Raw genomic sequence first — 22621 nt, forward strand, 5'->3', positions numbered from 1 at the left:
CGGGATGACGCGCGCCCGAGAGACCCTGACGCTGTTCGAAATCAACGGCGGTGGCCATCCGCTCCTGCCGCTGCTCGATGCGGCGGCCAGCTTGACGCAAGAGAGCGCCGGCTCAGCGCCACGGGCCAACGGTGACTGGCTGCTGCGCGAGGCGCCGATCCTGGAGCCGCCGCCAGCCGCAGTCATAGCGCGCCGCTACACCCAGCTCACTCTAGCGGACCTGGATCTCGGCTATGCCGGGCGGCAGCCGCCGGGCGCGCCGATCCATCGCCGGCTTGCAGCACTCCAAGCCGGTGACGAGCTTGGATGGCGGCGAGAGGCAACCACGGCTTCCTCATCCCGGGCAAGTGAGTACTCGATCCGGGCAGCGGAGCAGTCGATGCCCCGGCAGCCGCCTGGCTGCCACGACGCCGATGGCGCCAAATGCCACAGAACTAGCCGCACCGGAACGGGCGACCCCGCACGCGACTCGACAGCGCTCGGTCAGTTCCTCCTGACCACAAGGGAAGGCTATGCTGTCGCCCGACTGTCCAAGCGCGCCGCTGCCCGCTGGCTCCCATACGCGGACACCATTGAAGCCATCCGCGTCATCGCGCTCATCGGCCGGGATCGCAGCCAAACCGAGCCCCAATACGCCACCAGCCTGCGTTGCGAGAGCTGGGAGGTCCCATTCGTCGAGATCCGGTGGTGTTGCTGGCAACAGCCTGCTGATGGCAACGGGTCCCGCCCTTGCAACAGCAACGAGTCCCCGGCTGGTTTGGGCTGAAAAAGGCTGAGGTCGGCACCGCGAGCCCTTCCAGTGGTGCTCAGCGGCTCGACTGCGATTCTGCACCGCTTAGGACGCGTCTCGCTGCCTTTGGAAACGGGACCAATGCCCCGGCTTGAATACGCTGTGGTGGCCTCTACGCACTCGTCCTGGGCGGTGAGCGAGGGGCGCGGGCACGTGCGACCATGGTCGCTGCTACCTTTTTCCACCGAGATGGTTCCTGTCTGATGAACTGGTTGCTGAGAAGACGATGGGCATGCTGGGCGGGCTGGCTGCTACTGTTGTTTCACGTGCCGACGCTGATGGCGGCCCAGGATGCGGGTGGCAGCTACAACCTGTTGCTGAAGAAGTCGTTAAACGAGGACTGGTTCCTGATCTCGCGCTCGAATCTGGCCTCGCGGAACAACTTTGGGGACAACTTCCTGGGCTACACGGGCCTCGGCGTCGGTTACCAGCTCACGCCCAGTTTCAGCCTGCGGGCTGGCTATCGCCGTGCCTGGTTTCGCTTTACCGATGAATGGCAGCCGGAGAACCGTGGCTATCTGGAGGGCTACTTCGCCGAGCGCATCAACGGCTTTCGCGTGAGCAATCGGGCCAGAGTCGAATTCCGGCGGTTCGACTGGCGCGACGACGACGTCCGGCTACGTAACGAGCTCGCCATCGAGGCGCCCTGGTCGCTGACACCGTTGAGACTCAAGCCGTACCTCGAAGAGGAGGTCTTCTTCAGCACCCGCGCTGGCCGGATCGAGGCCAACTGGCTCGGCGGTGGGCTGGCGTGGCGTCCGGTAGAGGGCGTCAAGCTCAAGCTCGGCTACCGCTGGAATCGCTTTCGCGTCGGCGACGATTGGAACAACCGCAACGTGCTCGTCACCGGCATCAACCTGTTCTTCTGACCTTTCAGGATGCAACCTTACTCACCGGCAACCCTGTCGGTGGGGGGCGCGTCACGGCGGTGCTCCAGGCGCTAGATGCGCCAGTGAACTCGGCCGCAGCAGTCCTCTGCAGCCTGCTGACCCCACCCGAATGCAGCAAGGTTGGCCACCAGTGCCTCAGCATTAACGTTGGGGAAGAATCAATCGCTGCCCGACTTTCAGCATGTCGGCGTCTTTCAGCTCATCGCGATTGGCGTGGTAGATCGCTTCCCATCGATAACCATCGCCAAAGATCCGCTCTGCGATCTTCCAAAGAGAGTCTCCTGGCTGGACCAGGTAGGTATTGTTTCCGGTTTCCGCCTCCTCCATGATCTGAGCGCCAGACACTTGATTGGATGACTCTGCCTCCTGCGTTACCAAGGTCATCGAGACTTCTTTATGTAGCTCACGGAGATAGTCATCTTCAGCTGGCTCATCTGGCCTCGGTGTCGCCTCGACAAGCTCCCGCAGACGCTTGCGCCTCGAGTCGGGGGACAAGGCGACAGATGGCTGCAGAGCCTCTGTGTCGGTGCCCTTGATGCGATCAGACGGAAGCGTGGACAGCGCGTCACGGACCGCCGATTTGATTGAATCGATGCGGTCGGCTCCATTGACTGCAGGCCTTGGCATGGACTGCTGTCCTGGCATCGACGCCGTGCGATTCACATTGTCGGAGAGCTGTGGCGTGCTTGCCTCGGCCTCTTCTCGAACGAGTTCTTTATAGTCTTGTCGCTCGGACGCAATACGGTCCATATCGATATTGGGACGGTGCCTCGGCGGTGGGTGGTCGCTTGTCTCCGGCTCGAACGATTGACCTTCGATACCAAGGCCGGCCGGTTCGTTCAGCTCGCGCGACGCTGATGATACTGGTAGAGAGGAATCCGTAGCCTCGGACCAGACTGGCGCGCATGGGATCGCCCACAAGGCGATGAAAGAGAGAGCAAAAATATGCTGGTGGCGAAGCGGATTGGTATCCATTTCGGCAGTCAGTTCGTCGGTACAACAGTCGTGAGCCCCAACAGCTGCCATAGCTGCATCCCTCCGCGGTAGTAGTGGAGCTTCTCGGGCGGGTACCCGAGCGCAAGGAGATTCTGAATAGCACGTGGGGACTGATCACACCATGGGCCATTGCAGAACAGCATCAAATGAAGAGCTGGCCGGAAGTCCCATTGCCCCATGTCCTCTACTGCACCCAAGGCCATCAGTATTCTAGCGGTATGCGGGTTGTCTGGGCCGTCTGTGAGCAGCGTCCACGGAATATTGACGGACCCGGGAATGGTGCCCTTCTGAAACCACTCCGGTAGTCTCGAATCGATGAGTAGACCCTCACCGGTGCGGACCTTGCCGATCAGGAAATCCATGAGTTCCAACTCGCCGACGGTCTCGACGCCGACGGCAGCTTGCATTGGATGAATGCAGAACGGTGGACAAGGACGCGATGTCTTCGTGAAGCTATTATTCAGGTGATGCTCGGTGTCTTGAATTCGCTCGATCCGAATTTGCTTGCCTTCATAGGTAATATCCACATAAGGTAGATTGGGTGCCAAATTAACCTCTCGGGCGAACAGCTGCTCGGCACACGCGAGCGATACCACTATGATCGGCAAGAGGTCAAAAATAGCTCGGTGCCTTTTTTTCATTCTCTTCTCCATATCTAATAGCGCAGTACGGCGCATTAAAATGAGGTTTTATTGCTGGTAATTGGGGGTGCAGCTCATTACTTTGCAATTATTCTAGCCCCTCGAGCAAGCTTAACTTGTTTAACTGTCTCTGCGCGCCCAGTTCATTCCCGCGCGCCCGTTCCTCTTTGGCGAAGCGTCTCAGTTTGGCGCGGATGGCCCGCAACCCTGATTGCACCTCTTGGTTGCCCGGGTCGATTCGCAGGACCTTGCGATAGGCATAGAGTGCGTTGTTGAACCGAGGCGCTACTAACCGGTCGGCTTCCAGATGGGCTTCGGCCATGGACAGCAACAAGCGCACCTCGGTAGAAACCAGTATCTGTTCATCGGTATCAGGTTCGCTGAGCGGCTGGCTGGTGTCGTCCGGTTCGTCACCTGAAACTCCCGCTTCATTACCAGCCTCGATATTGCTAACAGTTAGCGCAGCTACGTCAGCGATCTCGAGCGGGCGCGCTCCGACCACCGTAGCCGACGGCGAGCGATCCGCTTCCCCTGTCGCCATCTGCATTGCTACCGAATCGTCATCCACCTCTACTAACCGGCTGTTCGGACTGCTGCGCGTGATACCCTCGGGCGTGACTGCTGGGCCTAGATCAGTCCCGACCTCTGGCCGGGGTGGCTTTCGCTGGTCAACGACTAGCCATCCGAGGCCAACCGCGATGCCAAGCCCTAGGAGCGATATCGCGCGTAACCGATAGCGCTGAAGCCCGGGTGTCTTGCGCCTAGTCTCTCGAGCCTCGTTCTCGGTTCGCAAGCGTCGGTTGTCGCCCGGTTTGAGCTCGGAGTCATTGGAGGGTCGTTCCGCCGTGGAAGTCGCTGTCTCGTTCAGTCGTTGACTCCAGACAGGGGATGACTCGTGGTCGCAAGTCGACTCCTTGCTTGGAACGGGTATTGGACTCGATCCGGTTTCTACTGGCGGTTCTCCAGCAAGCAGCATGGCCGAGGCTGCCCGCTTCACGGCCTCCGGCGAGATCTTGGCCTCACCTGCTTCTTCCGCTAGGAAGAGCGCTAGGTTGAGGAGTGCCAGAACCCGGCCAGGATTCGCTTCCGAATATTGAGTGAGCGCCTCGACCGCGTCCGGACAGCAGACATCAAGGCGCCTACAGCCGGCCGCCCGCATCCTATGACGTATCAGAGCGGCGACCTCCGATGCTTGGAAGGGCGCTAGACGGTAGTGCGTCCAAAATGCATCGACGCCTCGTGCCACCGACCACTCTTTGAGTCGATCCTTCAGCAGGGCTTGCCCCGACAACAGTATAGACGGCGCCCTTCCGGAAACACCTGAGAGTTGCGTGAGGTCAAAAAGGAAGCCCAATACTTCGTCTGTTAAAGCCTGGGCTTCGTCAAAAAGGAGGATCCAGCGAGGCTCTGACGCCGAACTCAGCAGGAGCTGTTGGCAGCTCAGTGTCGGGTCCTGACTTCCTTCATCATCACCGTTTCTTTCGACACCCCCGCAGGTGCTCGCTAGCGATGCGATTGATGTCAAGGGTGTCGGAAATACTGCGACTCGTAGCAGCGATCGGCGCAACTGGTCCGCTAGCCGATACAACAGCATGGTCTTGCCCGTGCCCGGAGGCGCCGTGAGCAATGAGACACTGCCCGATTCAGGGACATTGGCCAGTAACTGCGCGAACAGCACCTCCTGGTTCGAGGCTGGGTAGACAAAGCGCTCATCAAACGCCCCCCGAAAAGGGTCTTCGCAGCAGCCGAACCTAGCCCAGACCATAATCAGCTAATACCTACCCCGATTCTCAACTTGCGAGAGATACTCTACCGCTTTCCTCGCTGTACAGCACGCCGGACGAGTGATCGGCGGACCTCGCTTGTCGGAAGCGCCGCACGGGTTTGGTGGTGCGACAGTAGTCGATTGCTCCGTGGCTAATATCCGCGCGCCAGCAACGGCTTCAGGAACTGCCCGGTGTACGAGGCGGCGCAGGCCGCGATCTGCTCCGGGGTGCCGGTGGCGACGATCCGCCCGCCCTGGTCGCCGCCCTCGGGGCCGAGGTCGATGATCCAGTCGGCGGTCTTGATCACGTCCGGGTTGTGCTCGATCACCACCACGGTGTTGCCGGCGTCGCGCAGCCAGTGCAGCACGTCGAGCAGATGCTTGACGTCGTGGAAGTGCAGGCCGGTGGTGGGCTCGTCGAGGATGTAGAGGGTGCGCCCGGTGCCGCGCTTGGAGAGCTCGCGGCTGAGCTTGACCCGCTGCGCCTCGCCGCCGGAGAGGGTGGTCGCAGCCTGGCCCAGGCGCAGGTAGCCGAGGCCGACGTCCTCCAGAGTCTTGAGCTTGCGCCGGATCACCTGCACCGGACCGAAGAAGTCCAGCGCGGCCTCGACGGTCAGGTCGAGCACCTGGTCGATGGTCTTGCCCTTGTATCGGACCTCGAGGGTCTCGCGGTTGTAGCGCCGGCCCTGGCAGACGTCGCACTGGACATAGACGTCGGGCAGGAAGTGCATCTCGACCCGGATCACGCCGTCGCCCTTGCAGGCCTCGCAGCGCCCGCCCTTGACGTTGAAGCTGAAGCGGCCCGGGCCGTAGCCGCGCGCGCGCGCCTCCGGGACGTTCGCGAACAGGTCGCGGATCAGGTTGAACAGCCCGGTATAGGTGGCCGGGTTCGAGCGCGGGGTGCGGCCGATCGGGCTCTGGTCGATGTCGACGACCTTATCGAACAGGTCCAGTCCTTCGATCGCGTCATGCGCGGCCGGGCGCAGCGAGCCGTTGTTCAGAAAGCGCGCCGCGAGCGGGTAGAGGGTGTCGTTGATCAGGGTCGACTTGCCCGAGCCGGAGACCCCGGTGACCACGCAGAAGGTGCCGACCGGGATCGCGGCGTCGATTCCGCGCAGGTTGTTGCCGCGCGCGCCGCGCAGGATCAGGGCCTGGCCGTCACGGCCTGGGCGGCGTTCCTCCGGGATCGCGATGCGCAGCGCGCCGCTGAGGTACTGCCCGGTCAGTGACGCCGGCTCGGCGGCGATCGCCTCGGCGCTGCCCTGGGCGACGATGGCGCCGCCGTGGGCGCCGGCGCCGGGGCCGAGGTCCAGCACTAGGTCCGCGGCGCGGATCGCCTCCTCGTCGTGCTCGACCACGATCACGCTGTTGCCGAGGTCGCGCAGCCGGGTCAAGGTGCCCAGCAGCCGGGCGTTGTCGCGCTGATGCAGCCCGATCGAGGGCTCGTCGAGGATGTACATCACGCCGACCAGACCGGCGCCGATCTGGCTCGCGAGCCGGATGCGCTGGGCCTCGCCGCCGGAGAGGCTCTCGGCGCTGCGCTCGAGGGTCAGATAGTCGAGCCCGACGTCGACCAGGAAGCGCAGCCGCTGGGCGATCTCCTTGAGCACCTTCGCGCCGATCTCGCCGCGCGCGCCTGGCAGTTGCAGCGCCTCGAACCAGCGCAGACTCTCGCCGACTGGCAGCGCCGAGAGCGACGGCAGGCTGCGCCCGGCGACCAGCACGTTGCGCGCGGCCTCGTTCAGCCGGCTGCCGCTGCAGGTTGGGCAGGGGCGGGTCGAGATCGCCTTCGCCAACTCCTCGCGCACCGTCGCCGAGTCGGTCTCGCGGTAGCGACGGGCCATGTTCGGCAGCACGCCCTCGAACACGCGCTGCTTGCCGCTGCCGCGCTCGTGCGGGAGCTTCAGTTTGAGCTTCTCGTCGCCGCTGCCTTCGAGTACTCGCTGGCGGGCGGCGTCGGGCAGGTCCTGCCAGGGCATCTCGACGTCGAAGCCGAAGTGCTCGGCCAGGCTGCGGATCATCTGGAAGTAGTAGCCGTTGCGCCGGTCCCAACCGCGGATCGCACCGTCGGCCAGGCTGAGCTCCGGGTGCAGCACCACCTTGGCCGGGTCGAAGAACTGCTCGACGCCGAGCCCGTCGCAGGTCGGGCAGGCGCCGGCCGGGTTGTTGAACGAGAACAGCCGTGGCTCGAGCTCGCTGAGGCTCCAGCCGCAGACCGGGCACGCGTAGTTGGCCGAGAAGGTCAGCGGCAGGCGCGCTCGGTCGCGCTCCCCTGATTGCGAGCCAGCGTCGGGTCCGGTGTGCGTCCCCCCAGCGGCCAGCCCAGCATCGGCCTGGGCGTCCCCATCCCTGTCTCCAGCCCTGTCCATCGGGGCGACGATCAGGACCCCTTTGGAGAGCGCGAGTGCGGTCTCGATCGATTCGGCCAGGCGCAATTGCAGGTCGTCGCGCACCCGGAAGCGGTCGACCACGACCTCGATGCGGTGCTTGCGCTTCGGGTCCAGGGTCGGCGGGGCGTCCAGCTCGCACAGGACGCCGTCGACGCGCGCGCGCACGAAGCCCTGGGCGTTGAGCTCGCCGAACAACTGCTGATGATCGCCCTTGCGGTCGCTGACCACCGGTGCCAGCAGCATCAGCCGCTCGCCGTGCGGCAGCGCCAGGATCTGATCGACCATCTGGCTGACGGTCTGGGCCTCGAGCGGCTCGCTGTGGGCCGGACAGTGCGGGGTGCCGACGCGGGCGAACAGCAGGCGCAGGTAGTCGTGGATCTCGGTGATGGTGCCGACGGTCGAGCGCGGATTGTGTGAGGTCGTTTTCTGTTCGATCGAGATCGCCGGCGACAGCCCCTCGATGAGGTCGACATCGGGCTTGTCCATCATCGACAGGAACTGGCGCGCGTAGGCCGACAGCGACTCGACGTAGCGACGCTGGCCCTCGGCGTAGAGGGTGTCGAACGCGAGCGAGGACTTGCCCGAGCCCGAGAGCCCGGTGATCACGACCAGCCGGTCGCGCGGCAGGTCGACATCGATGTCCTTGAGGTTGTGGGTGCGCGCGCCGCGGATGCGGATGCTGTCCATCGGGATCAGGTGTCTGCCAGCGCATCTTGCGCGTTGAGCAATGGCGAATGCTCGCGCGCGATGATTTGACGAAAGCGTGGGCTCAGGCTCGCCCAGTCGACCAGATCGACCCGCCAGGGCAGGTCCGATTCCGAGAACGCCTCCTTGGCTTCTGCCATCGCGGCGATCGGGACGGGTTCATCGCCGAGGATGGCGAGATCGAGGTCGGAGTAGGGACGCGCTGTTCCTCGAACCCGCGAGCCGAAGGCCCAGACCGACCGGTCGGGCAGGGTTCGGCGCAGGATCGCGTGGACGATTCGCCATTGCTCGGCGGTGATGTCGATCGGCGGTGCCGGTTCGCTGTCGCTCATCTCAGCCGTTCTGCCAGCTTGCCGTAGAGGTACTCCGCTTCGTTAAGGAATGCAGGAATGCCAGCGACCACTTGCAGCGCGGTGTCCTCGTCATAGGTATGGCTGGTTCGGGCGCGCATCTCGCGATAGCTCCGCCATGCGGTCCAGTCACCGCGCAGCAGTCCTTGCTCGTTGCCTACACGGATCAGGTCCTGGAAGGTCAGCGCATGGATCGCGTCGGGGGAGGCAGCGGTCGCCGCGAGCCAGCGCCGCAACAGCTTGTGGCTGAGCTCGTAGGTGAACTCGAAACGCTGGATCAGACCATCGCGGATCTGGGTGTCCGCCGTGTCCTGCTGATAGCGGATCAGCCCTTCGCGCAGGCGTGCGACGGCCTTCTCCAGCGGTGTGATGTCGATGATCATGCTGTCATCGTGCCAAGACCCCAGCACGCGCTAGGCGAAACCTGACTATTGCGAGCCGCGGTCAAGCAGTGATGCATGACGCTCGGCCTTGAGCGCCTCGACCTCGGCTTCGAGGCGCTCGACCCGATCGACGAGCGCCTCCCAATCCTCGATCGAGATCGCGCCAGCAGGGGACGCAGCGGCCGCTTTCGCGGTCGATGCGGCTTGATTTCGCGGTTCGAGCCTGGGCTCTCCGCAGAGCAGGTGCGCGAAGCGCTGTTCGCGCCGGCCGCCTTCGCGCTCCAGCTCGCGCACCAGTGGTGGGTTGTGATGGGCGAGCTGGTCGAGTGTCGTCTGCACCGCAGCCAGACTGTCGAAATCCGCGAGCCTTGCGCTGTGGGTGCGCAGTTCGCCGGGGGTTTGCGGACCGCGAAGCATCAGCACGCACAGCAGCGCCTGCTGTTGGCGGTCGAGCATGAAATGACCGGTGAGCTTGTGATCGAAGCGCTCGCTGCGGCCGGTGAAGCTCGCATGCACCAGCCCGCGGTCGCGCAGTTGGCCAACGCAGTGGCCGACCTCACCGGGCGTGAGCTTCATCACCGGGTCGCGCGCGCTCTTCTGATTGCAGGCAGTGACCAGTGCGTTCAGCGTCAGTGGATACTGGTCCGGCGTGGTGCGCTGCTTCTCCATCAGGCAGCCGAGCACGCGCGCCTCGAGCGGCGTGAGCATCGCCTCGCTGGACTCGGCCTCATCGGATATCAGTTCGTTCGCCGCCGCGGCCTCGCCCGGTTGTCCATGCTCGGTGCCTTGGCTCGCATCCCGCTCTGGATGGTCGTTCGCGCTGGCGGGGCTTGTCTCGCGCTCGGCTTCGCGCTCGCTCTCCGGGGTGAGAGCGTGGCCGGTCCTGAGATCGCCGTAGGGATTGGCGGGTGCGCTGCTCACTCAGAAGCCCTCGGTCGAGGTGAACAGGCCGACGCGCAGGTCCTTGGCGGTATAGATCACGCGGCCGTCGACGTCCATGGTGCCATCGGCGATGCCAAGGACGAGCTTGCGGGTGATGACCCGCTTCATGTCGACGCGGTAGGTGACCTTCTCAGCGCTCGGCAGGACCTGGCCGGTGAACTTGACCTCGCCGACGCCGAGCGCGCGGCCATGGCCGGGATTGCCGATCCAGGCGAGGTAGAAGCCGACGATCTGCCACATCGCATCGAGCCCGAGGCAGCCGGGCATGACCGGGTCGCCGGGGAAATGGCAGCCGAAGAACCAGAGCTCGGGCTTGATGTCGAGCTCGGCGATGATCTCACCCTTGTCGTACTCGCCGCCGTGATCGGCGATCCGAATCACGCGATCCATCATCAGCATGTTCGGCACCGGCAGCTGGGCGTTGCCGGGCCCGAACATCTCGCCGTAACCACAGGCGAGCAGCTGCTCGCGATCGAAGGATTCGGTTCTACTCATTGGCTGTCGAAGGTGCGTCTCAGTAAGGGGCGATAAGGAAAAGGATCAGCTGGCCAGCTTGCGCTCGAGGAAGGGGACGATCTCGTCGATCGGGATCAGCTGCATCTCGGCATCGCGGCGGCCCTTGTACTCGACCTTGCCGTCATCGAGGTGCTTATCGCCGAGCACGACCCGATGCGGGATGCCGATCAGCTCCATGTCCGCGAACATCACACCGGGGCGGGCGTCGCGGTCGTCGAGCAGGACCTCGATCCCGACCGCCTTGAGCCGTTCATAGAGGTCGTCGACCGCCTCGCGCACCCGGAACGACTTGCCGAGCTTCATCGGCAGCAATGCGACCTCGAACGGCGCGATGCTGGCCGGCCAGCAGATGCCGCGGTCATCGTGGTGCTGCTCGATCGCGGCAGCGACGACCCGCGAGACGCCGATCCCGTAGCAGCCCATCGTCAGGGTCACGGCCTTGCCGGCCTCGTCGAGCACGACGGCGTTCATCGCCTCGCTGTACTTGCGCCCGAGCTGGAAGATGTGGCCGACCTCGATCCCGCGTGCGATGGTCAGCGTGCCTTGGCCGTCCGGGCTCGGGTCGCCCTCGACGACATTGCGCAGGTCGGCGACCTCGGGCGTGGCGACGTCGCGGCCCCAGTTCAGCCCGAACCAGTGCTTGCCGTCCTGGTTGGCGCCGGCGCTGAAATCGGCCGCGGCGGCGACGCTGCGATCGGCGATGCAGGGGATCGGTAGGTCCTTCGGCCCGAGCGAGCCGGGGCCGGCGCCGACCGCGGCGCGGATCGCATCCTCATCGGCCATGCGCAGCGGCGCGAAGACCTGCGGCAGCTTCTCGGCCTTGACCGGGTTCAGCTCATGGTCGCCGCGCACCAGCAGCGCGATCAGGCCCTGCTCGTCGCCGGTCTCGGGATCGGCGGCGGCGACGACCAGGGTCTTGACCGTGCGCTCGATCGGCTGGCCGAACTGCTCGACCAGATCGGCGATCGTCTTCGCGTTCGGGGTGTCGACCAGGCGTGGCTCCTCGCCGGGCGCCGGCGCGCCGGCGTCGAGCCCGACCGCTTCGGCCAGCTCGACATTGGCCGCATAGTCGCTGCCGGTCGCGAACGCGATCGCATCCTCGCCCGATTCCGCTAGCACATGGAACTCGTGCGAGGCGTTGCCGCCGATCGCGCCGGTATCGGCCTGCACGGCGCGGAAGTCGAGCCCGCAGCGGCGGAAGATGCGGCTGTAGGCCTGGTACATCGCCTCGTAGGTCGCGGCCAGCGAATCCTGATCGGCATGGAACGAGTAGGCGTCCTTCATCAGGAACTCGCGCGCGCGCATCACGCCGAAGCGCGGGCGGATCTCGTCGCGGAACTTGGTCTGGATCTGGTAGAAGTTGACCGGCAGCTGCTTGTAGCTGCGCAGCTCGTTGCGCGCCAGGTCGGTGATGATCTCCTCGTGGGTCGGGCCGAAGCAGAAGTCGCGCTCGTGGCGGTCTTTGATGCGGAGGAGCTCCGGCCCATACTGCTCCCAGCGGCCCGATTCCTGCCACAGCTCGGCCGGCTGCACCGCCGGCATCGCGACCTCGAGCGCCCCGGAACGATCCATCTCCTCGCGCACGATGCGCTCGACCTTGCGCAAGACCTTTAGGCCCAGCGGCAGCCAGGTGTAGAGCCCGGCGGCAAGCTTGCGGATCATGCCGGCGCGCAGCATCAGCCGATGGCTGGCGATCTCGGCATCGGCCGGGGTCTCTTTGACGGTCTGTAACGGGAACTCTGAAATACGCATGGGCGTGGCCGGCTAAGGCGCAAAGCGCACCAGTCTAGCGATGGGGTGGGGCGGCGACAATATCGTGATGCGGCCGCCCGGGCACGGGTAGGCGGTCGATCAACCCTCGAATGCCTTCTCCAACGCCTCGAGATCGGTCGCCTCGAGATACGCCTTCAGGGTGTCCGCGCCGGCTCCCTGACGGCCGTCGAGCTGCAACAGGATGTTGTTGCCGATGATCAAGGATAGCTTCGCCGAGCCCTCGTCGCTCGGCTCGAGCAATCCGCGGTAGCCCTCATACACATAGGTCCCGAGACCATCGCCGCCCTGCGCCAACAGCGGCATCTGCATCAATCCGCTGACGAAGCCCATGAACGGCGAGTTGGCGCTGATGGTCAGCGTGACCTCGGCGCCGCTGTCATCATTGGTATAGGTGCGCGTGAGCATCTTTCCGGTCAGCGCGGCCGCAAGCCCGCCGCTTTGGGCCGAGGCGTCCTCGGCGCTCCAGCCCGGTAACGGCTTCGGGAACAGCCGGAGCTGCTGCTCGGTCTGCTGCTGACGGATCTGCGCGATGGCGACATTGAGCGCCTCGATCGCCACCCCCCTATCGCCGTCGGCATAGGCGCGGCGGGCGGTATCGATCTGATCGAGCACCGGGTCGGCGCCCAGGACCGCGGGGCTGGCGACCAAGATGGCAAGCAAGCTGGCCGCACCGTGCCGAAGCAGAGCGGGGGATATACGAGGCATGATCAGTCCTCCGGGACCCAGGGGTGAGGCTCAATACATATGCTGTCCGCCATTCACCGACAGCGTCGTGCCGGTGATGAAGTCGGCCTCGTCAGCAACCAGGAAGACGACGGCGCGCGCGATGTCCTCGGGCTTGCCGAGGCGCCCAACGGGAATCCGGGAGACGATCTTTTCGAGCACATTGGCTGGCACCGAACGCACCATATCGGTATCGACATAGCCGGGCGCGACGGCGTTGACGGTGACCCCCTTGGCCGCCCCTTCCTGCGCAAGCGCCTTGGTGAAGCCGTGGATGCCGGATTTGGCTGCTGCATAGTTGACCTGGCCGTATTGGCCAGCCTGGCCGTTGATCGAGCCGATGTTGACGATGCGCCCGAAGCCGCGCTCGCGCATCCCCTCGATCACAGTGCGGGCGCAGTTGAAGCAGGAGCCGAGGTTGGTGTCGATGACCTGCTGCCATTGATCTGGTCGCATCTTATGCAGGGTGCCGTCGCGGGTGATGCCGGCGTTATTGACGAGGATATCGACTGGTCCGACATCCTGTTCAATGCGTGCGATGCCGTCGGTGACCGCATCGAAGTCGGCAACGTCGAACTTGTAGGCCGGTATGCCAGTGCGAGCGCTGAACGCGGTCGCGGCCTGATCATTGCCAGCGTAGTTTGCGGCAACTTGGTAGCCCGCCGCCTTGAGGGCGACGCAGATCGCCTCCCCGATGCCGCGTGTACCGCCGGTGACCAATGCTGTTCGTGCCATCTGTTTTTCTCCCTTGGTGGGATCGGGCTGACTGCAGCGGCAGCGCTGCCCGATTGGAGCCGAGGCCGGTAATCGAGACGTTCCAGGGCATGGTACCGCACCAAGCGGGCAGTTGGGCGACGACGCCGCGGCGGTGGGCAGCTAGAATGGGGCGAGAACATAACGACAGGCCTGGAGGAGTGGCTGCTTTGAGAGACCGTGCATTTGCGATCGTCGTGACGCTCGTCGTCTGGAGTTTGGCCGGGGCGCTGTTCGGCGGCCTGTTCATCGCGCTCTATGAGGTGTTGGTGCTGCTCGGCTTGAGTGGTTGGCAGCCACTCTTGGCCGGGGCTGTCGCTGCCGCGATGACGACTGCGGCGTTCTACAGTGCGATGCCGCTCGCATTGGTGGGGGCAATGGCGGGGGTGCTGGCTTCGATTGGGTATTTGGTCACTGCCGGCAATGATATCGACCTGGCGACGATCACGCTGGTTGCGGCCGGTATCGGCATTGCGGCCGGTGCCTTCTTCGCCTGGATCGGCCGCAAGAACGCGCGGCCATTGGCCGAGACGCTGACCGGCATGCTCGCGGGGCTGGGTGCCGGGATCGTGCTGCTGGTAGTGATGGCGCTCACATCGGTGCCGATCGGCCCGTTTGTGATGGCGGCCGGCGTCGTCGCGCTGGTCGGAACCCTGTTCCAGTTCAATGAGCATTGGATCGTGCAGGCCTGTCATGGCTGGCTGCCGGACAGCATTGCGGCCCCGTTGGTAGCAGGTCTGATCGCCGCGGTGATCGGTGCTGCGGTCTGGCTGATGGCTGGGATGACGACGCCGATGGTCTTCAGCAGCGAACGCTCCGCGATCGATCAAGTCCTCGGCGAGGTTCCCAATGGTGCCCTGGGCGGGATGCTCGGCGGTGCCGTTACCGGGCTGATTCTGGAATTATTGGGCTTTAGGCTGGAAGAGCATGACTTCGTCTGAGCCTTCCGTCAGGCCCGAATCCGGCCGATCGGCAGCGGCCGGATGGGTGAGAGTAGCGATGCCGATTCGAAAGCGAAGCAATGCAAGAGACCGATCTTAAACCGGCGAACAAGGAAGCGGTCGAGCGGGCGATCGAGATCGCGATCCGAGTTGGACTGATCGCGGCGATGATCCTGTTGTGCGTCTGGGTCATGCGCCCGTTCCTGGTCCCGATCCTCTGGGGCATCATCATCGCGGTCGCAGCCTGGCCTGGTTATAGCCTGCTGCTCGGCCTGTTGAAGGGGCGCCGACTCCTGACCTCATCATTGTTCACGCTGCTGGCGCTGATCCTGCTGATCTTGCCGGTGCTGATGCTGAGCGGTACGGTGGTCGAGGGTGTGAGCTCGATCCATGATGCCGTCCATCAGGGCGAGCTCAATGTGCCCCCGGCGCCTGACCTCAGTGCAATCCCGGTCGTGGGCCCAGAGGTCGAGACGTTCTGGAGCACGGCCTCCGAGAATCTCGAGGAAGCGCTGGAATCGATCCGGCCGCAGCTACAGATGATCGGTACGCGTCTGTTGAGCTTTGCGGCGAACGCCGGTGCCGGCATCCTGCATCTGCTGATCGCGATCGTGATCGCTGCGATCCTGTTGGCCAAGAGCGAGGGTGCCGATCGGGTCGCCTCGGCATTGGCTCAACGCCTCGCCGGCGATCAGGGGAGACGCTTCGCTGTCCTCGCCGAGTCGGTCGTGCGCAGCGTCTCACGCGGCATTCTCGGTATCGCGTTGATCCAGGCGTTGCTCGGCGGGCTCGGAATGCTGGTGGCGGGCGTGCCGGCGGCCGGGCTCTGGGCCATACTGATCATGATCCTCGCGACGATCCAGATCGGCGCCTTCCCTGTGCTGCTGGTTGCGGCGGGCTACCTGTTCTATACCGGTGATCTGACCACGGCGATCCTGTTCGCGATCTGGTCGGCAATCGTGGCCTCGCTCGATAATGTCCTGAAGCCACTACTGCTTGGCCGCGGTGTCCCGGTGCCAATGGCGGTGATCTTTATCGGTGCCATCGGCGGGCTGCTGAATGCCGGCATCATCGGCCTGTTCATCGGGCCGGTGATCCTTGCGCTTGGCTATGAGCTGTTTCTGGCTTGGCTGCATGCACCGCGCGTTGCGACCGCTGTCGATGAGCAGCGGCCGGTGGCGGAGTCGTCGTCGCAGTCATAAGGGCATCAACTGGACCCCCGTCGGTCGGTGCGAGCCGCTGCGGCCGGCACATCGCTCATCGGCAATGCACGAGGTATCGCCGATGAGCGCTTGGCGGCAGTTGGCGTTTCGGTCTAGACCAGCACGCCGGGTGAGAAGCTGTAGCTGTCGATGATGTTGACGTAGTTGGCGCGCTCGAATTCGGCCGGCTCCGGCACGGCGAGCGCGCTGACGCGCCCGCGCATATCGGCGATCGATTCGAAGCTCTGCTCCTCCATCCATTGGGTGATGCCGTCGAGGATACGGGTGACCTGCGGCGCCCCGTTCTTGAGCAGCGTACTGCACAGATGCACGGCGTCGGTCCCGGCGAGCAGCAGCTTGATCGCGTCCTCGGCGGTGTGGATGCCGCCGGTGGCGCCGAGCGAGAGGCCGTCGATGCGGCCGTAGAGGATCGCGATCCAGCGCATCGCCAGCAGCGCCTCGGCCGAGGTCGACGGATGCAGACTGGGCTGCAGACGCAGGCTGTCGATGTTGATGTCGGGCTGATAGAAGCGGTTGAACAGCGAGACGCCGTCGGCGCCGGCGCCAGCCATGCGGCGCACCATATTGCCGACCGAGCTGAAGCTCGGCGAGAGCTTCATGTTGATCGGGATGCTGATCTGTCCTTTCAGCATCCGAAGCACCTCGAGATAACGCTCCTCGACCTGGTTGCCGTCTTGGTCGATGTCGGCGGCGATATAGTAGACGTTGAGCTCCAGCGCATCGGCACCGGCCTGCTCGAGCTCCTTGGCATGCTCGATCCAGCCGCCTGGGGTGACGCCGTTGAGGCTGGCGATGATCGGGATGTCGAGCGCCTCCTTGAGCTGGCGCAGGTTCTCGAGGTAGTTGTCGAGGCCGGTGCTGAAGTCGTTCCAATCAGGAATGATGCTCTCGCCGATCTCGGCGAAGCCGGTATCCTGCTGATGCAGGAAGCGGTTCATCGTCTCGGTCTCGTTGGTGACCGCCTCTTCGAACAGCGAATACATGATCAGCGCCGAGGCACCGTGATCCTCGAGCTCCTTCGCCTGCGAGACGCTCTTCGACAGCGGCGAGGCCGATGGGACGATCGGGTTCTTCAGATCAAAGCCCAGGTACTTGGTGGTAAGGTCCATCGTTGACTCCGGAAGCGTTAGTGCCGGGCGCAGATCGGGTCGGCAGGGGCCGCCCAAGGTCCGGCACGGGGACGTGCGGTGCCGGACCCCCTGTTGCGGGGTCCGGTCGACGATGCGGCGCTAGCCTTCGGGCTTCTCGGCCGGCTTTTCCGCCTTCTGCCAGGCCAGATGCGCGAGCTGCTCGTAGAGCGAGAACTTGCTCTCGACATGCTTCTGCGCGAGCTTCAGGAAACGCTCGGCCGCATCCGGATGGGTGCGGTTGAGCACGCTGAAGCGCGTCTCGCTGGCGAGGTAGTCGCGGTATGGCACGCTCGGCGGCTTGCAGTCGATGTGCAGCGGGTTCTCGCCGTTCTCGATCTTGCGCGGATCATAGCGGAACAGCGGCCAGTGGCCGGAGTTGACCGCCATGTCCTGCTGGCGCAGGTTGTTCGACATGTCGACACCGTGCGCGATGCAGGGCGAGTAGCAGATCAGCACCGACGGACCGGGGTAGGACTCGGCCTCGAGGAAGGCGCGAATGGTCTGCACGTCCTTGGCGCCGAAGGCGATCTGGGCGACATAGACGTTCTCGTAGGCCATCGCCATCATCGCCAGGTCCTTCTTGAAGGTCGGCTTGCCGCCGGCGGCAAACTTGGCGACCGCCCCCATCGGCGTCGCCTTCGAGGTCTGCCCGCCGGTGTTGGAGTAGACCTCGGTGTCGAGCACCAGCAGGTTGACGTCGCGCCCGGTCGAGAGGACGTGGTCGACGCCGCCGTAGCCGATGTCGTAGGCCCAGCCGTCACCGCCGACGATCCAGACGCTGCGCTTGACCAGGTTCTCGCAGATGCTGAGCAGGATCTTGGCCTGCGAGCTGTCCATCCCGCGGAGCTTGTCCTGCAACGCGGCGACCCGCTGGCGTTGCTCGAAGATGCCGGCCTCGGTGCTCTGATCGGCGTTGAGCAGCCCGTCCGCCAGGTCGGTGCCGATCTTGTCGGCCAGCAGCGCGACGTACTCGCGTGCCTGCTCGGTCTGCTTATCGACCGCCATGCGCAATCCCAGGCCGAACTCGGCCGTGTCCTCGAACAGCGAGTTGTTCCAGGTCGGGCCGCGTCCCTCAGGGTCGGTAGTGTAGGGTGTGGTCGGCAGGTTGCCGCCGTAGATCGACGAGCAGCCGGTGGCGTTGCCCATCAGCATGCGGTCGCCGAACAGCTGGGTGGCGAGCTTGATGTAGGGCGTCTCACCGCAGCCGACGCAGGCACCGGAGAACTCGAACAGCGGCTGCAACATCATCGCGTGCTTGATCTTGCTGGCGTCGAGCTTGGTGCGGTCGTATTCCGGCAGCGATAGGAAGAAGTCCCAGCGCGGCACCTCGATGTCGTGGCGCTCCTCGGCCGGGCGCATGTTCAGGGCCTTGCGACTCGGGTCCTTGCGGTCGCGGATCGGGCAGACCTCGACACAGAGGCCACAGCCGGTGCAGTCGTCAGGTGCGACCTGATAGCTGACGCGGTAGCCTTCGGGGAAGTCCTTGCCCTTGAGCTTAGCGCTCTGGAAGCCTTCCGGGGCCTGCGCGAGCGCCTCCTCAGGGAAGACCTTGGCACGGATCGCCGCGTGCGGACAGACCATCGGGCACTTGCCGCACTGGGTGCAGAGGTCCTCTTCCCACTCCGGCAGCTCGAGCGCGATGTTGCGCTTCTCATAACGGGTGGTGCCGGTGGGCCAGGTGCCATCGGCGGGCATCAGGCTGACCGGCAGGCTGTTGCCACGACCCTCGATCAGCGTTGCGGTGACGCGCTTGACGAAGTCAGGCGCATCATCCGGCACCACCGCCGGACGCTCGAAGCTACTGCTGACGGCGCCTGGGACCTGGACCTCATGCAGGCCTTCGAGCGTGGCATCGATCGCGGCGTAGTTGCGATCGAGCAGGCGCTGGCCCTTCTTGCCATAGGTCTTCTTGACTGCATCTTTGATCTTCGCGATTGCTTCATCCCGCGGCAGGATGCCGGAGATCGCGAAGAAGCAGGTCTGCATGATGGTGTTGATGCGCCGGCCCATCCCGGTCTTCTCGGCGATGTCATAGGCATCGACGACGAAGAATTTGAGCCCCTTGTCGATGATCTGCTGCTGCATCGACTTCGGCAGGTCATCCCAGACCTTGTCCGGCGGCGTCGGCGAGTTGAGCAGGAAGGTGCCGCCGGCCTTGGCCTTAGCGAGCATCTCGTAACGGGTCAGGAAGGTCGGCTGATGGCAGGCGACGAAGCTGGCCTCATTGTCGCCGATCAGATAGGTGCTCTTGATTGGCTTGGGTCCGAAGCGCAGGTGCGAGACGGTGACCGCGCCGGCCTTCTTCGAGTCGTACTCGAAATAGCCCTGACCGAAGTTCGGTGTCTCCTCGGAGATGATCTTGATCGAGTTCTTGTTCGCCGAGACGGTGCCATCGGAACCGAGGCCGTAGAACACGCACTCGGTGACGCCGTCGCCGCCGGCGCTGAACGCCGGGTCCCATTCGAGGCTCGAATGGCTGACATCGTCGATGATACCGACCGTGAACTTGTTCTTCGGCTTGTCCTTGCTGAGCTCGTCGAAGACCGCCTTGGCCATCGCCGGCGTGAACTCCTTCGACGACAGCCCATAGCGGCCGCCGACGACACGCGGCATCGTTGCCATATTGCCCTCGGCAACGGCCTCGGCCAGCGCGGTGACCACGTCCAGGTAGAGCGGCTCGCCATTGGCGCCGGGCTCCTTGCAACGATCGAGCACGCCGACGGTCTTGACCGTGACCGGCAGCGCCTCGAGCAGATGGGCGGTGCTGAAGGGGCGGAATAGCCGGACCTTGATCAGGCCGACCTTCGCGCCTTCGGCGACCAGCGCCTCGACCGCCTCTTCGGCGGCGCCAATGCTCGAGCCCATCAGCAGGATCACCTGCTCGGCGTCCTCGGCGCCGACATACTCGAACAGCTTGTACTGGCGCCCGGTCAGCTCGGCGAGCTGGTCCATCCGCTTCTGGACGATCTCTGGCACCGCGGCATAGTACGGGTTGACCGTCTCGCGGCCCTGGAAGTAGACGTCCGGGTTCTGGCTGGTGCCGCGGATGATCGGATGGTCCGGGTTCATCGCCCGCTCGCGATGCGCCTTGACCAGGTCTTCGTCGATCATCGTGCGGATCTGCTCGTGCGAGAGCTTCCCGATCTTGTTGACCTCGTGCGAGCTGCGGAAGCCGTCGAAGAAGTGCAGGAAGGGCACCCGCGATTCCAGCGTCGAGGCCTGCGCGATCAACGCGAAGTCCATGACCTCCTGCACCGAGCCGGAGCAGAACATCGCGTAGCCGGTCGCGCGGCAGGCCATCACGTCGGAGTGATCACCGAAGATCGACAGGCCCTGGGCCGCCAACGAGCGCGCCGATACATGGAACACCGCCGGGGTCAGCTCGCCGGCGATCTTGTACATGTTCGGGATCATCAGCAGCAGACCCTGCGAGGCGGTGAAGGTGGTCGACAAGGACCCCGCCTGGAGCGCGCCATGGATGGTTCCGGCGGCGCCGGCCTCACTCTGCATCTCGATGACACTGGGGATCGTGCCCCACAGATTCTTGACCCCCAGCGAGGACCATTCATCGGCCCATTCGCCCATGTTGGAAGAGGGCGTGATGGGGTAGATGGCGATGACCTCGTTGGTCAAATGTGCGACATACGCGGCGGCTTCGTTGCCGTCGACGGTGACCATGTGCTGTTGCGACATCGTGTTACCAGGTTGGCTGGGTGATGGGCGATCCGGCCGAAGCGAGCGAGCGGGAGCCCGCAAGACGACCACAGGGAAGTGGGTCTTGACGGGCCGGATACTGGAGTTCGTCAGGACTATAACGAGATTCTGCCAGCCGTCGGCTGATCTGGGTCCAAGAACGTCGAAAATTTGGGGCCGAGGATGATCCGGGTCAGGAAAATGGCCCGGTCTGGTGGCGTATCGCTGTGGACAAGTTCCGACCCCTTCGGTATGACTCAAATCTCATTATTGACCAATACCTTGCCAATGCGGGCATCGCGGCGCCGAGCCATGCGTCGGCAACGAGGCAGCTATAATCAGCCGATGTCCAACACGCTGACACCGGCCCATGCGATCGCGATGCGGCAGATGACCGATGCCGATCTGGCTGCGGTGCTGAGCGCCGAACGTGCGTCCCATCTGGCCCCTTGGAGCGAGGCCATCTTTCGGGACTGCCTGCGGGCGGGTTATTGCTGCCTCGTGGCCGAGCGGGCCGGCGAGGCGATCGGACATGCAGTGATGTCGGTCGCGGCCGGCGAGTGCCACGTGCTGAACCTCTGCGTCGTGCCGCAGGCACAGGGCCGCGGGCTCGGACGCCGCCTGTTGCGGCGATTGCTTGCGCTGGCTCGACGGCGCGATGTCGACACCGCCTTCCTCGAGGTCCGTGCCTCGAATCGACGGGCGATTGCGCTTTACCGCAGCGAGGGCTTCGATGAGATCGGGCTGCGCAAGGACTACTATCCAGGGGTGGATCGGAAGGACGGGGGCCGAGAGGATGCGCTGATGATGGCGCGGGCGTTGTGATACCAGCATTCAGGTGCGCGCTTCACCTTCATCCGACTCAGGGATCGCTGGGCACTGAGCGTCTCGCTGCGTCGAGCGCGATCGGGTGGCTCAGAGGATCGCTTAGCCGTTCGCTGGCGGCTCAGCCGCCTCGAGCAACCGGACGGCCCGCTCGTATTCTTCGGGGTTCAGGTACTGGATGACGACGCCGCCATCCGGGTCGCGCGCGATGTCCAAGCCTTGCTCGGGATAGAGCCAGTGCACGACACCGGTCTCTTCAGGGAACTTGCGCGCCGGCTCGCCGAAGCGGCCGACGATATCCTCGGGACGCAGGCTCTTCCAGGGCAGATAGGTCAGGGAGCGGATCGGCATCCCGGCGAGCACGGCGGCGTCCTCGGGATCGAGCTTGACCTTGCGGCTGCCGCTGGCGAGCTTGCTCGCGCGCAGGCCCCGATCGTACATCTCGGCGAGCCTTGCCTGCGGAACCGCGAGTGTGGCCACCCAATCGGCCTTCAGGTTGCTCAGCAGGACGTTGTCGAAATAGGCCTCGACCGCGAAGGCATCATCGGCACCGTCATCATGGGTCTCGGCGAACAGGCTGAGCTTGCCTTCATCGCCGAGCAGGGCGCGGAGGTCGCTCAATGAGCTCTCACCGATTGTCAATCCGAAGACCTGGACCTGGCCTTCGGCGCTGCGCGAGACATCCCAGGGATAGAGTCGGATGCCGGCGCGCTCATCAGGGAAGGCGGTCAGCAGCAACCAGATGCCGATGAAGGCGAGCAGCGCTCCGGTGAGTACCGACAGCAGGATCTTGCGGTCCATCACTTCATCAGTTAATGAGTGCGGCGACGACCCGTCGGCCCTCGCCGGCGAGGATGTTGTAGGTGCGGCAGGCTGCGCCCGTGTCCATGATCTCGATACCGATCCCGCGCTCGAGCAGCACCGCATAGACGGCTGGGTCGGGGAAGCGCTGGCGTGCTCCGGTGCCCAGCACCACGATCTGCGGTGCGAGCTCGGCGATGGCCTCAAGATGCGCCGGCGCCAGCTCATCGAGATCCGCCGGACCCCAGTCCGCCATGATGCGACCTGCGGTGACGGCGACCGTGCCGTTGTAGTGTTGGCCCTCGATGCGCACGCGTCCTGGCTCATAGGCCTCGATCAACGGGCCGGCATCGGTTTCGAACTCGGAGACTTTCATCCTGCCGACAGTAAC

The 22621-nt window shown here is 64.5% G+C and carries 20 protein-coding genes and 1 pseudogene; 5 read left to right on the top strand and 16 right to left on the bottom strand.

The window, feature by feature from the left end:
• The first annotated feature begins 4 nt into the window (after positions 1–4).
• A complete protein-coding gene (locus CKO40_RS03620; RefSeq protein WP_200344822.1) occupies positions 5–766 on the top strand; it encodes a hypothetical protein in 762 nt (253 codons plus the stop codon).
• 227 nt (positions 767–993) lie between these two features.
• Positions 994–1659 carry a DUF2490 domain-containing protein gene (locus CKO40_RS03625; RefSeq protein ID WP_200344824.1) on the top strand — a complete coding sequence of 222 codons (666 nt, stop codon included), beginning with the start codon at positions 994–996 and terminating at the stop codon, positions 1657–1659.
• Positions 1660–1821: 162 nt separating this feature from the next.
• Here CKO40_RS03625 and CKO40_RS03630 read toward each other — a convergent pair whose 3' ends face one another.
• From CKO40_RS03630 to phbB, 12 genes and pseudogenes are all read right to left on the bottom strand, one after another.
• Positions 1822–2655 (bottom strand): LysM peptidoglycan-binding domain-containing protein, encoded by an 834-nt coding sequence (locus tag CKO40_RS03630; protein ID WP_200344826.1) that lies wholly within the window; start codon positions 2653–2655, stop codon positions 1822–1824.
• Positions 2656–2663: 8 nt separating this feature from the next.
• Positions 2664–3353, bottom strand: a complete 690-nt coding sequence (locus CKO40_RS03635) for a rhodanese-like domain-containing protein (RefSeq protein WP_207173366.1) — start codon at positions 3351–3353, stop codon at positions 2664–2666.
• A gap of 52 nt (positions 3354–3405) precedes the next feature.
• Positions 3406–3885: a hypothetical protein gene (locus CKO40_RS24125; protein ID WP_242476788.1), complete on the bottom strand. Its 480-nt coding sequence runs from the start codon at positions 3883–3885 to the stop codon at positions 3406–3408.
• A 702-nt stretch (positions 3886–4587) separates the two neighbouring features.
• A pseudogene (locus CKO40_RS25255) lies at positions 4588–5082 on the bottom strand (AAA family ATPase); the annotation flags it as partial.
• A gap of 152 nt (positions 5083–5234) precedes the next feature.
• Positions 5235–8159 (bottom strand): excinuclease ABC subunit UvrA, encoded by a 2925-nt coding sequence (gene uvrA / locus CKO40_RS03645; RefSeq protein WP_200344832.1) that lies wholly within the window; start codon positions 8157–8159, stop codon positions 5235–5237.
• A gap of 5 nt (positions 8160–8164) precedes the next feature.
• Positions 8165–8509, bottom strand: coding sequence for a nucleotidyltransferase family protein (locus CKO40_RS03650; protein WP_200344834.1), 345 nt, complete (start codon positions 8507–8509; stop codon positions 8165–8167).
• The gene (locus tag CKO40_RS03655) at positions 8506–8910 is read right to left on the bottom strand and encodes a nucleotidyltransferase substrate binding protein (protein WP_200344836.1); all 405 of its coding nucleotides are present in this window, start codon (positions 8908–8910) and stop codon (positions 8506–8508) included. The genes CKO40_RS03650 and CKO40_RS03655 overlap by 4 nt, the downstream gene beginning before the upstream one ends.
• Before the next feature lie 45 nt (positions 8911–8955).
• On the bottom strand, positions 8956–9831 hold the full coding sequence (locus CKO40_RS03660) for a YceH family protein (RefSeq protein WP_338074111.1): 876 nt from the start codon (positions 9829–9831) through the stop codon (positions 8956–8958).
• Positions 9832–10347 (bottom strand): 3-hydroxyacyl-[acyl-carrier-protein] dehydratase FabA, encoded by a 516-nt coding sequence (gene fabA / locus CKO40_RS03665; RefSeq protein ID WP_200344838.1) that lies wholly within the window; start codon positions 10345–10347, stop codon positions 9832–9834.
• Between the two features lie 45 nt (positions 10348–10392).
• A complete protein-coding gene (locus CKO40_RS03670) occupies positions 10393–12120 on the bottom strand; it encodes a proline--tRNA ligase (RefSeq protein WP_200344840.1) in 1728 nt (575 codons plus the stop codon).
• Between the two features lie 99 nt (positions 12121–12219).
• On the bottom strand, positions 12220–12846 hold the full coding sequence (locus CKO40_RS03675) for a hypothetical protein (RefSeq protein WP_200344842.1): 627 nt from the start codon (positions 12844–12846) through the stop codon (positions 12220–12222).
• Positions 12847–12876: 30 nt separating this feature from the next.
• Positions 12877–13599 (bottom strand): acetoacetyl-CoA reductase, encoded by a 723-nt coding sequence (gene phbB, locus CKO40_RS03680; RefSeq protein ID WP_200344844.1) that lies wholly within the window; start codon positions 13597–13599, stop codon positions 12877–12879.
• 188 nt (positions 13600–13787) lie between these two features.
• Between phbB and CKO40_RS03685 the strand changes: the two genes are divergently transcribed.
• Together CKO40_RS03685 and CKO40_RS03690 are read left to right on the top strand one after the other, a co-directional pair.
• A complete protein-coding gene (locus CKO40_RS03685; protein ID WP_242476789.1) occupies positions 13788–14558 on the top strand; it encodes a spermidine synthase in 771 nt (256 codons plus the stop codon).
• 80 nt (positions 14559–14638) lie between these two features.
• The gene (locus CKO40_RS03690; RefSeq protein ID WP_200344846.1) at positions 14639–15760 is read left to right on the top strand and encodes an AI-2E family transporter; all 1122 of its coding nucleotides are present in this window, start codon (positions 14639–14641) and stop codon (positions 15758–15760) included.
• Positions 15761–15873: 113 nt separating this feature from the next.
• Here the strand turns inward: CKO40_RS03690 and CKO40_RS03695 are convergent, their stop codons facing one another.
• Together CKO40_RS03695 and nifJ are read right to left on the bottom strand one after the other, a co-directional pair.
• Positions 15874–16890 (bottom strand): dihydroorotate dehydrogenase-like protein, encoded by a 1017-nt coding sequence (locus CKO40_RS03695; RefSeq protein ID WP_200344847.1) that lies wholly within the window; start codon positions 16888–16890, stop codon positions 15874–15876.
• 120 nt (positions 16891–17010) lie between these two features.
• Positions 17011–20604 carry a pyruvate:ferredoxin (flavodoxin) oxidoreductase gene (gene nifJ / locus CKO40_RS03700; RefSeq protein ID WP_200344848.1) on the bottom strand — a complete coding sequence of 1198 codons (3594 nt, stop codon included), beginning with the start codon at positions 20602–20604 and terminating at the stop codon, positions 17011–17013.
• Positions 20605–20949: 345 nt separating this feature from the next.
• On the opposite strand from nifJ, the gene rimI reads away from it, so the two are divergent.
• Entirely contained in the window at positions 20950–21429 is a 480-nt protein-coding gene (gene rimI / locus CKO40_RS03705) for a ribosomal protein S18-alanine N-acetyltransferase (RefSeq protein WP_200344849.1), read from the top strand.
• Between the two features lie 102 nt (positions 21430–21531).
• Here rimI and CKO40_RS03710 read toward each other — a convergent pair whose 3' ends face one another.
• Positions 21532–22230 (bottom strand): hypothetical protein, encoded by a 699-nt coding sequence (locus CKO40_RS03710; RefSeq protein ID WP_200344850.1) that lies wholly within the window; start codon positions 22228–22230, stop codon positions 21532–21534.
• A gap of 7 nt (positions 22231–22237) precedes the next feature.
• The gene (locus tag CKO40_RS03715) at positions 22238–22606 is read right to left on the bottom strand and encodes an Mth938-like domain-containing protein (RefSeq protein WP_200344851.1); all 369 of its coding nucleotides are present in this window, start codon (positions 22604–22606) and stop codon (positions 22238–22240) included.
• Positions 22607–22621: the final 15 nt, after the last annotated feature.

It is taken from the genome of Halochromatium glycolicum (genome assembly GCF_016584085.1).
GTDB lineage: Bacteria > Pseudomonadota > Gammaproteobacteria > Chromatiales > Chromatiaceae > Lamprobacter > Lamprobacter glycolicus.

Excerpts from the sequence above, each read along its gene's own strand:
- CKO40_RS03620 (WP_200344822.1), top strand. The coding sequence starts at position 5 with ATGACGCGCGCCCGAGAGACCCTGACGCTGTTCGAAATCAACGGCGGT.
- CKO40_RS03625 (WP_200344824.1), top strand. The coding sequence starts at position 994 with ATGAACTGGTTGCTGAGAAGACGATGGGCATGCTGGGCGGGCTGGCTG.
- CKO40_RS03630 (WP_200344826.1), bottom strand. The coding sequence starts at position 2,655 with ATGGATACCAATCCGCTTCGCCACCAGCATATTTTTGCTCTCTCTTTC.
- CKO40_RS03635 (WP_207173366.1), bottom strand. The coding sequence starts at position 3,353 with ATGCGCCGTACTGCGCTATTAGATATGGAGAAGAGAATGAAAAAAAGG.
- uvrA (WP_200344832.1), bottom strand. The coding sequence starts at position 8,159 with ATGGACAGCATCCGCATCCGCGGCGCGCGCACCCACAACCTCAAGGAC.
- CKO40_RS03650 (WP_200344834.1), bottom strand. The coding sequence starts at position 8,509 with ATGAGCGACAGCGAACCGGCACCGCCGATCGACATCACCGCCGAGCAA.
- CKO40_RS03655 (WP_200344836.1), bottom strand. The coding sequence starts at position 8,910 with ATGATCATCGACATCACACCGCTGGAGAAGGCCGTCGCACGCCTGCGC.
- fabA (WP_200344838.1), bottom strand. The coding sequence starts at position 10,347 with ATGAGTAGAACCGAATCCTTCGATCGCGAGCAGCTGCTCGCCTGTGGT.
- CKO40_RS03670 (WP_200344840.1), bottom strand. The coding sequence starts at position 12,120 with ATGCGTATTTCAGAGTTCCCGTTACAGACCGTCAAAGAGACCCCGGCC.
- CKO40_RS03675 (WP_200344842.1), bottom strand. The coding sequence starts at position 12,846 with ATGCCTCGTATATCCCCCGCTCTGCTTCGGCACGGTGCGGCCAGCTTG.
- phbB (WP_200344844.1), bottom strand. The coding sequence starts at position 13,599 with ATGGCACGAACAGCATTGGTCACCGGCGGTACACGCGGCATCGGGGAG.
- CKO40_RS03690 (WP_200344846.1), top strand. The coding sequence starts at position 14,639 with ATGCAAGAGACCGATCTTAAACCGGCGAACAAGGAAGCGGTCGAGCGG.
- CKO40_RS03695 (WP_200344847.1), bottom strand. The coding sequence starts at position 16,890 with ATGGACCTTACCACCAAGTACCTGGGCTTTGATCTGAAGAACCCGATC.
- nifJ (WP_200344848.1), bottom strand. The coding sequence starts at position 20,604 with ATGTCGCAACAGCACATGGTCACCGTCGACGGCAACGAAGCCGCCGCG.
- rimI (WP_200344849.1), top strand. The coding sequence starts at position 20,950 with ATGTCCAACACGCTGACACCGGCCCATGCGATCGCGATGCGGCAGATG.
- CKO40_RS03710 (WP_200344850.1), bottom strand. The coding sequence starts at position 22,230 with ATGGACCGCAAGATCCTGCTGTCGGTACTCACCGGAGCGCTGCTCGCC.
- CKO40_RS03715 (WP_200344851.1), bottom strand. The coding sequence starts at position 22,606 with ATGAAAGTCTCCGAGTTCGAAACCGATGCCGGCCCGTTGATCGAGGCC.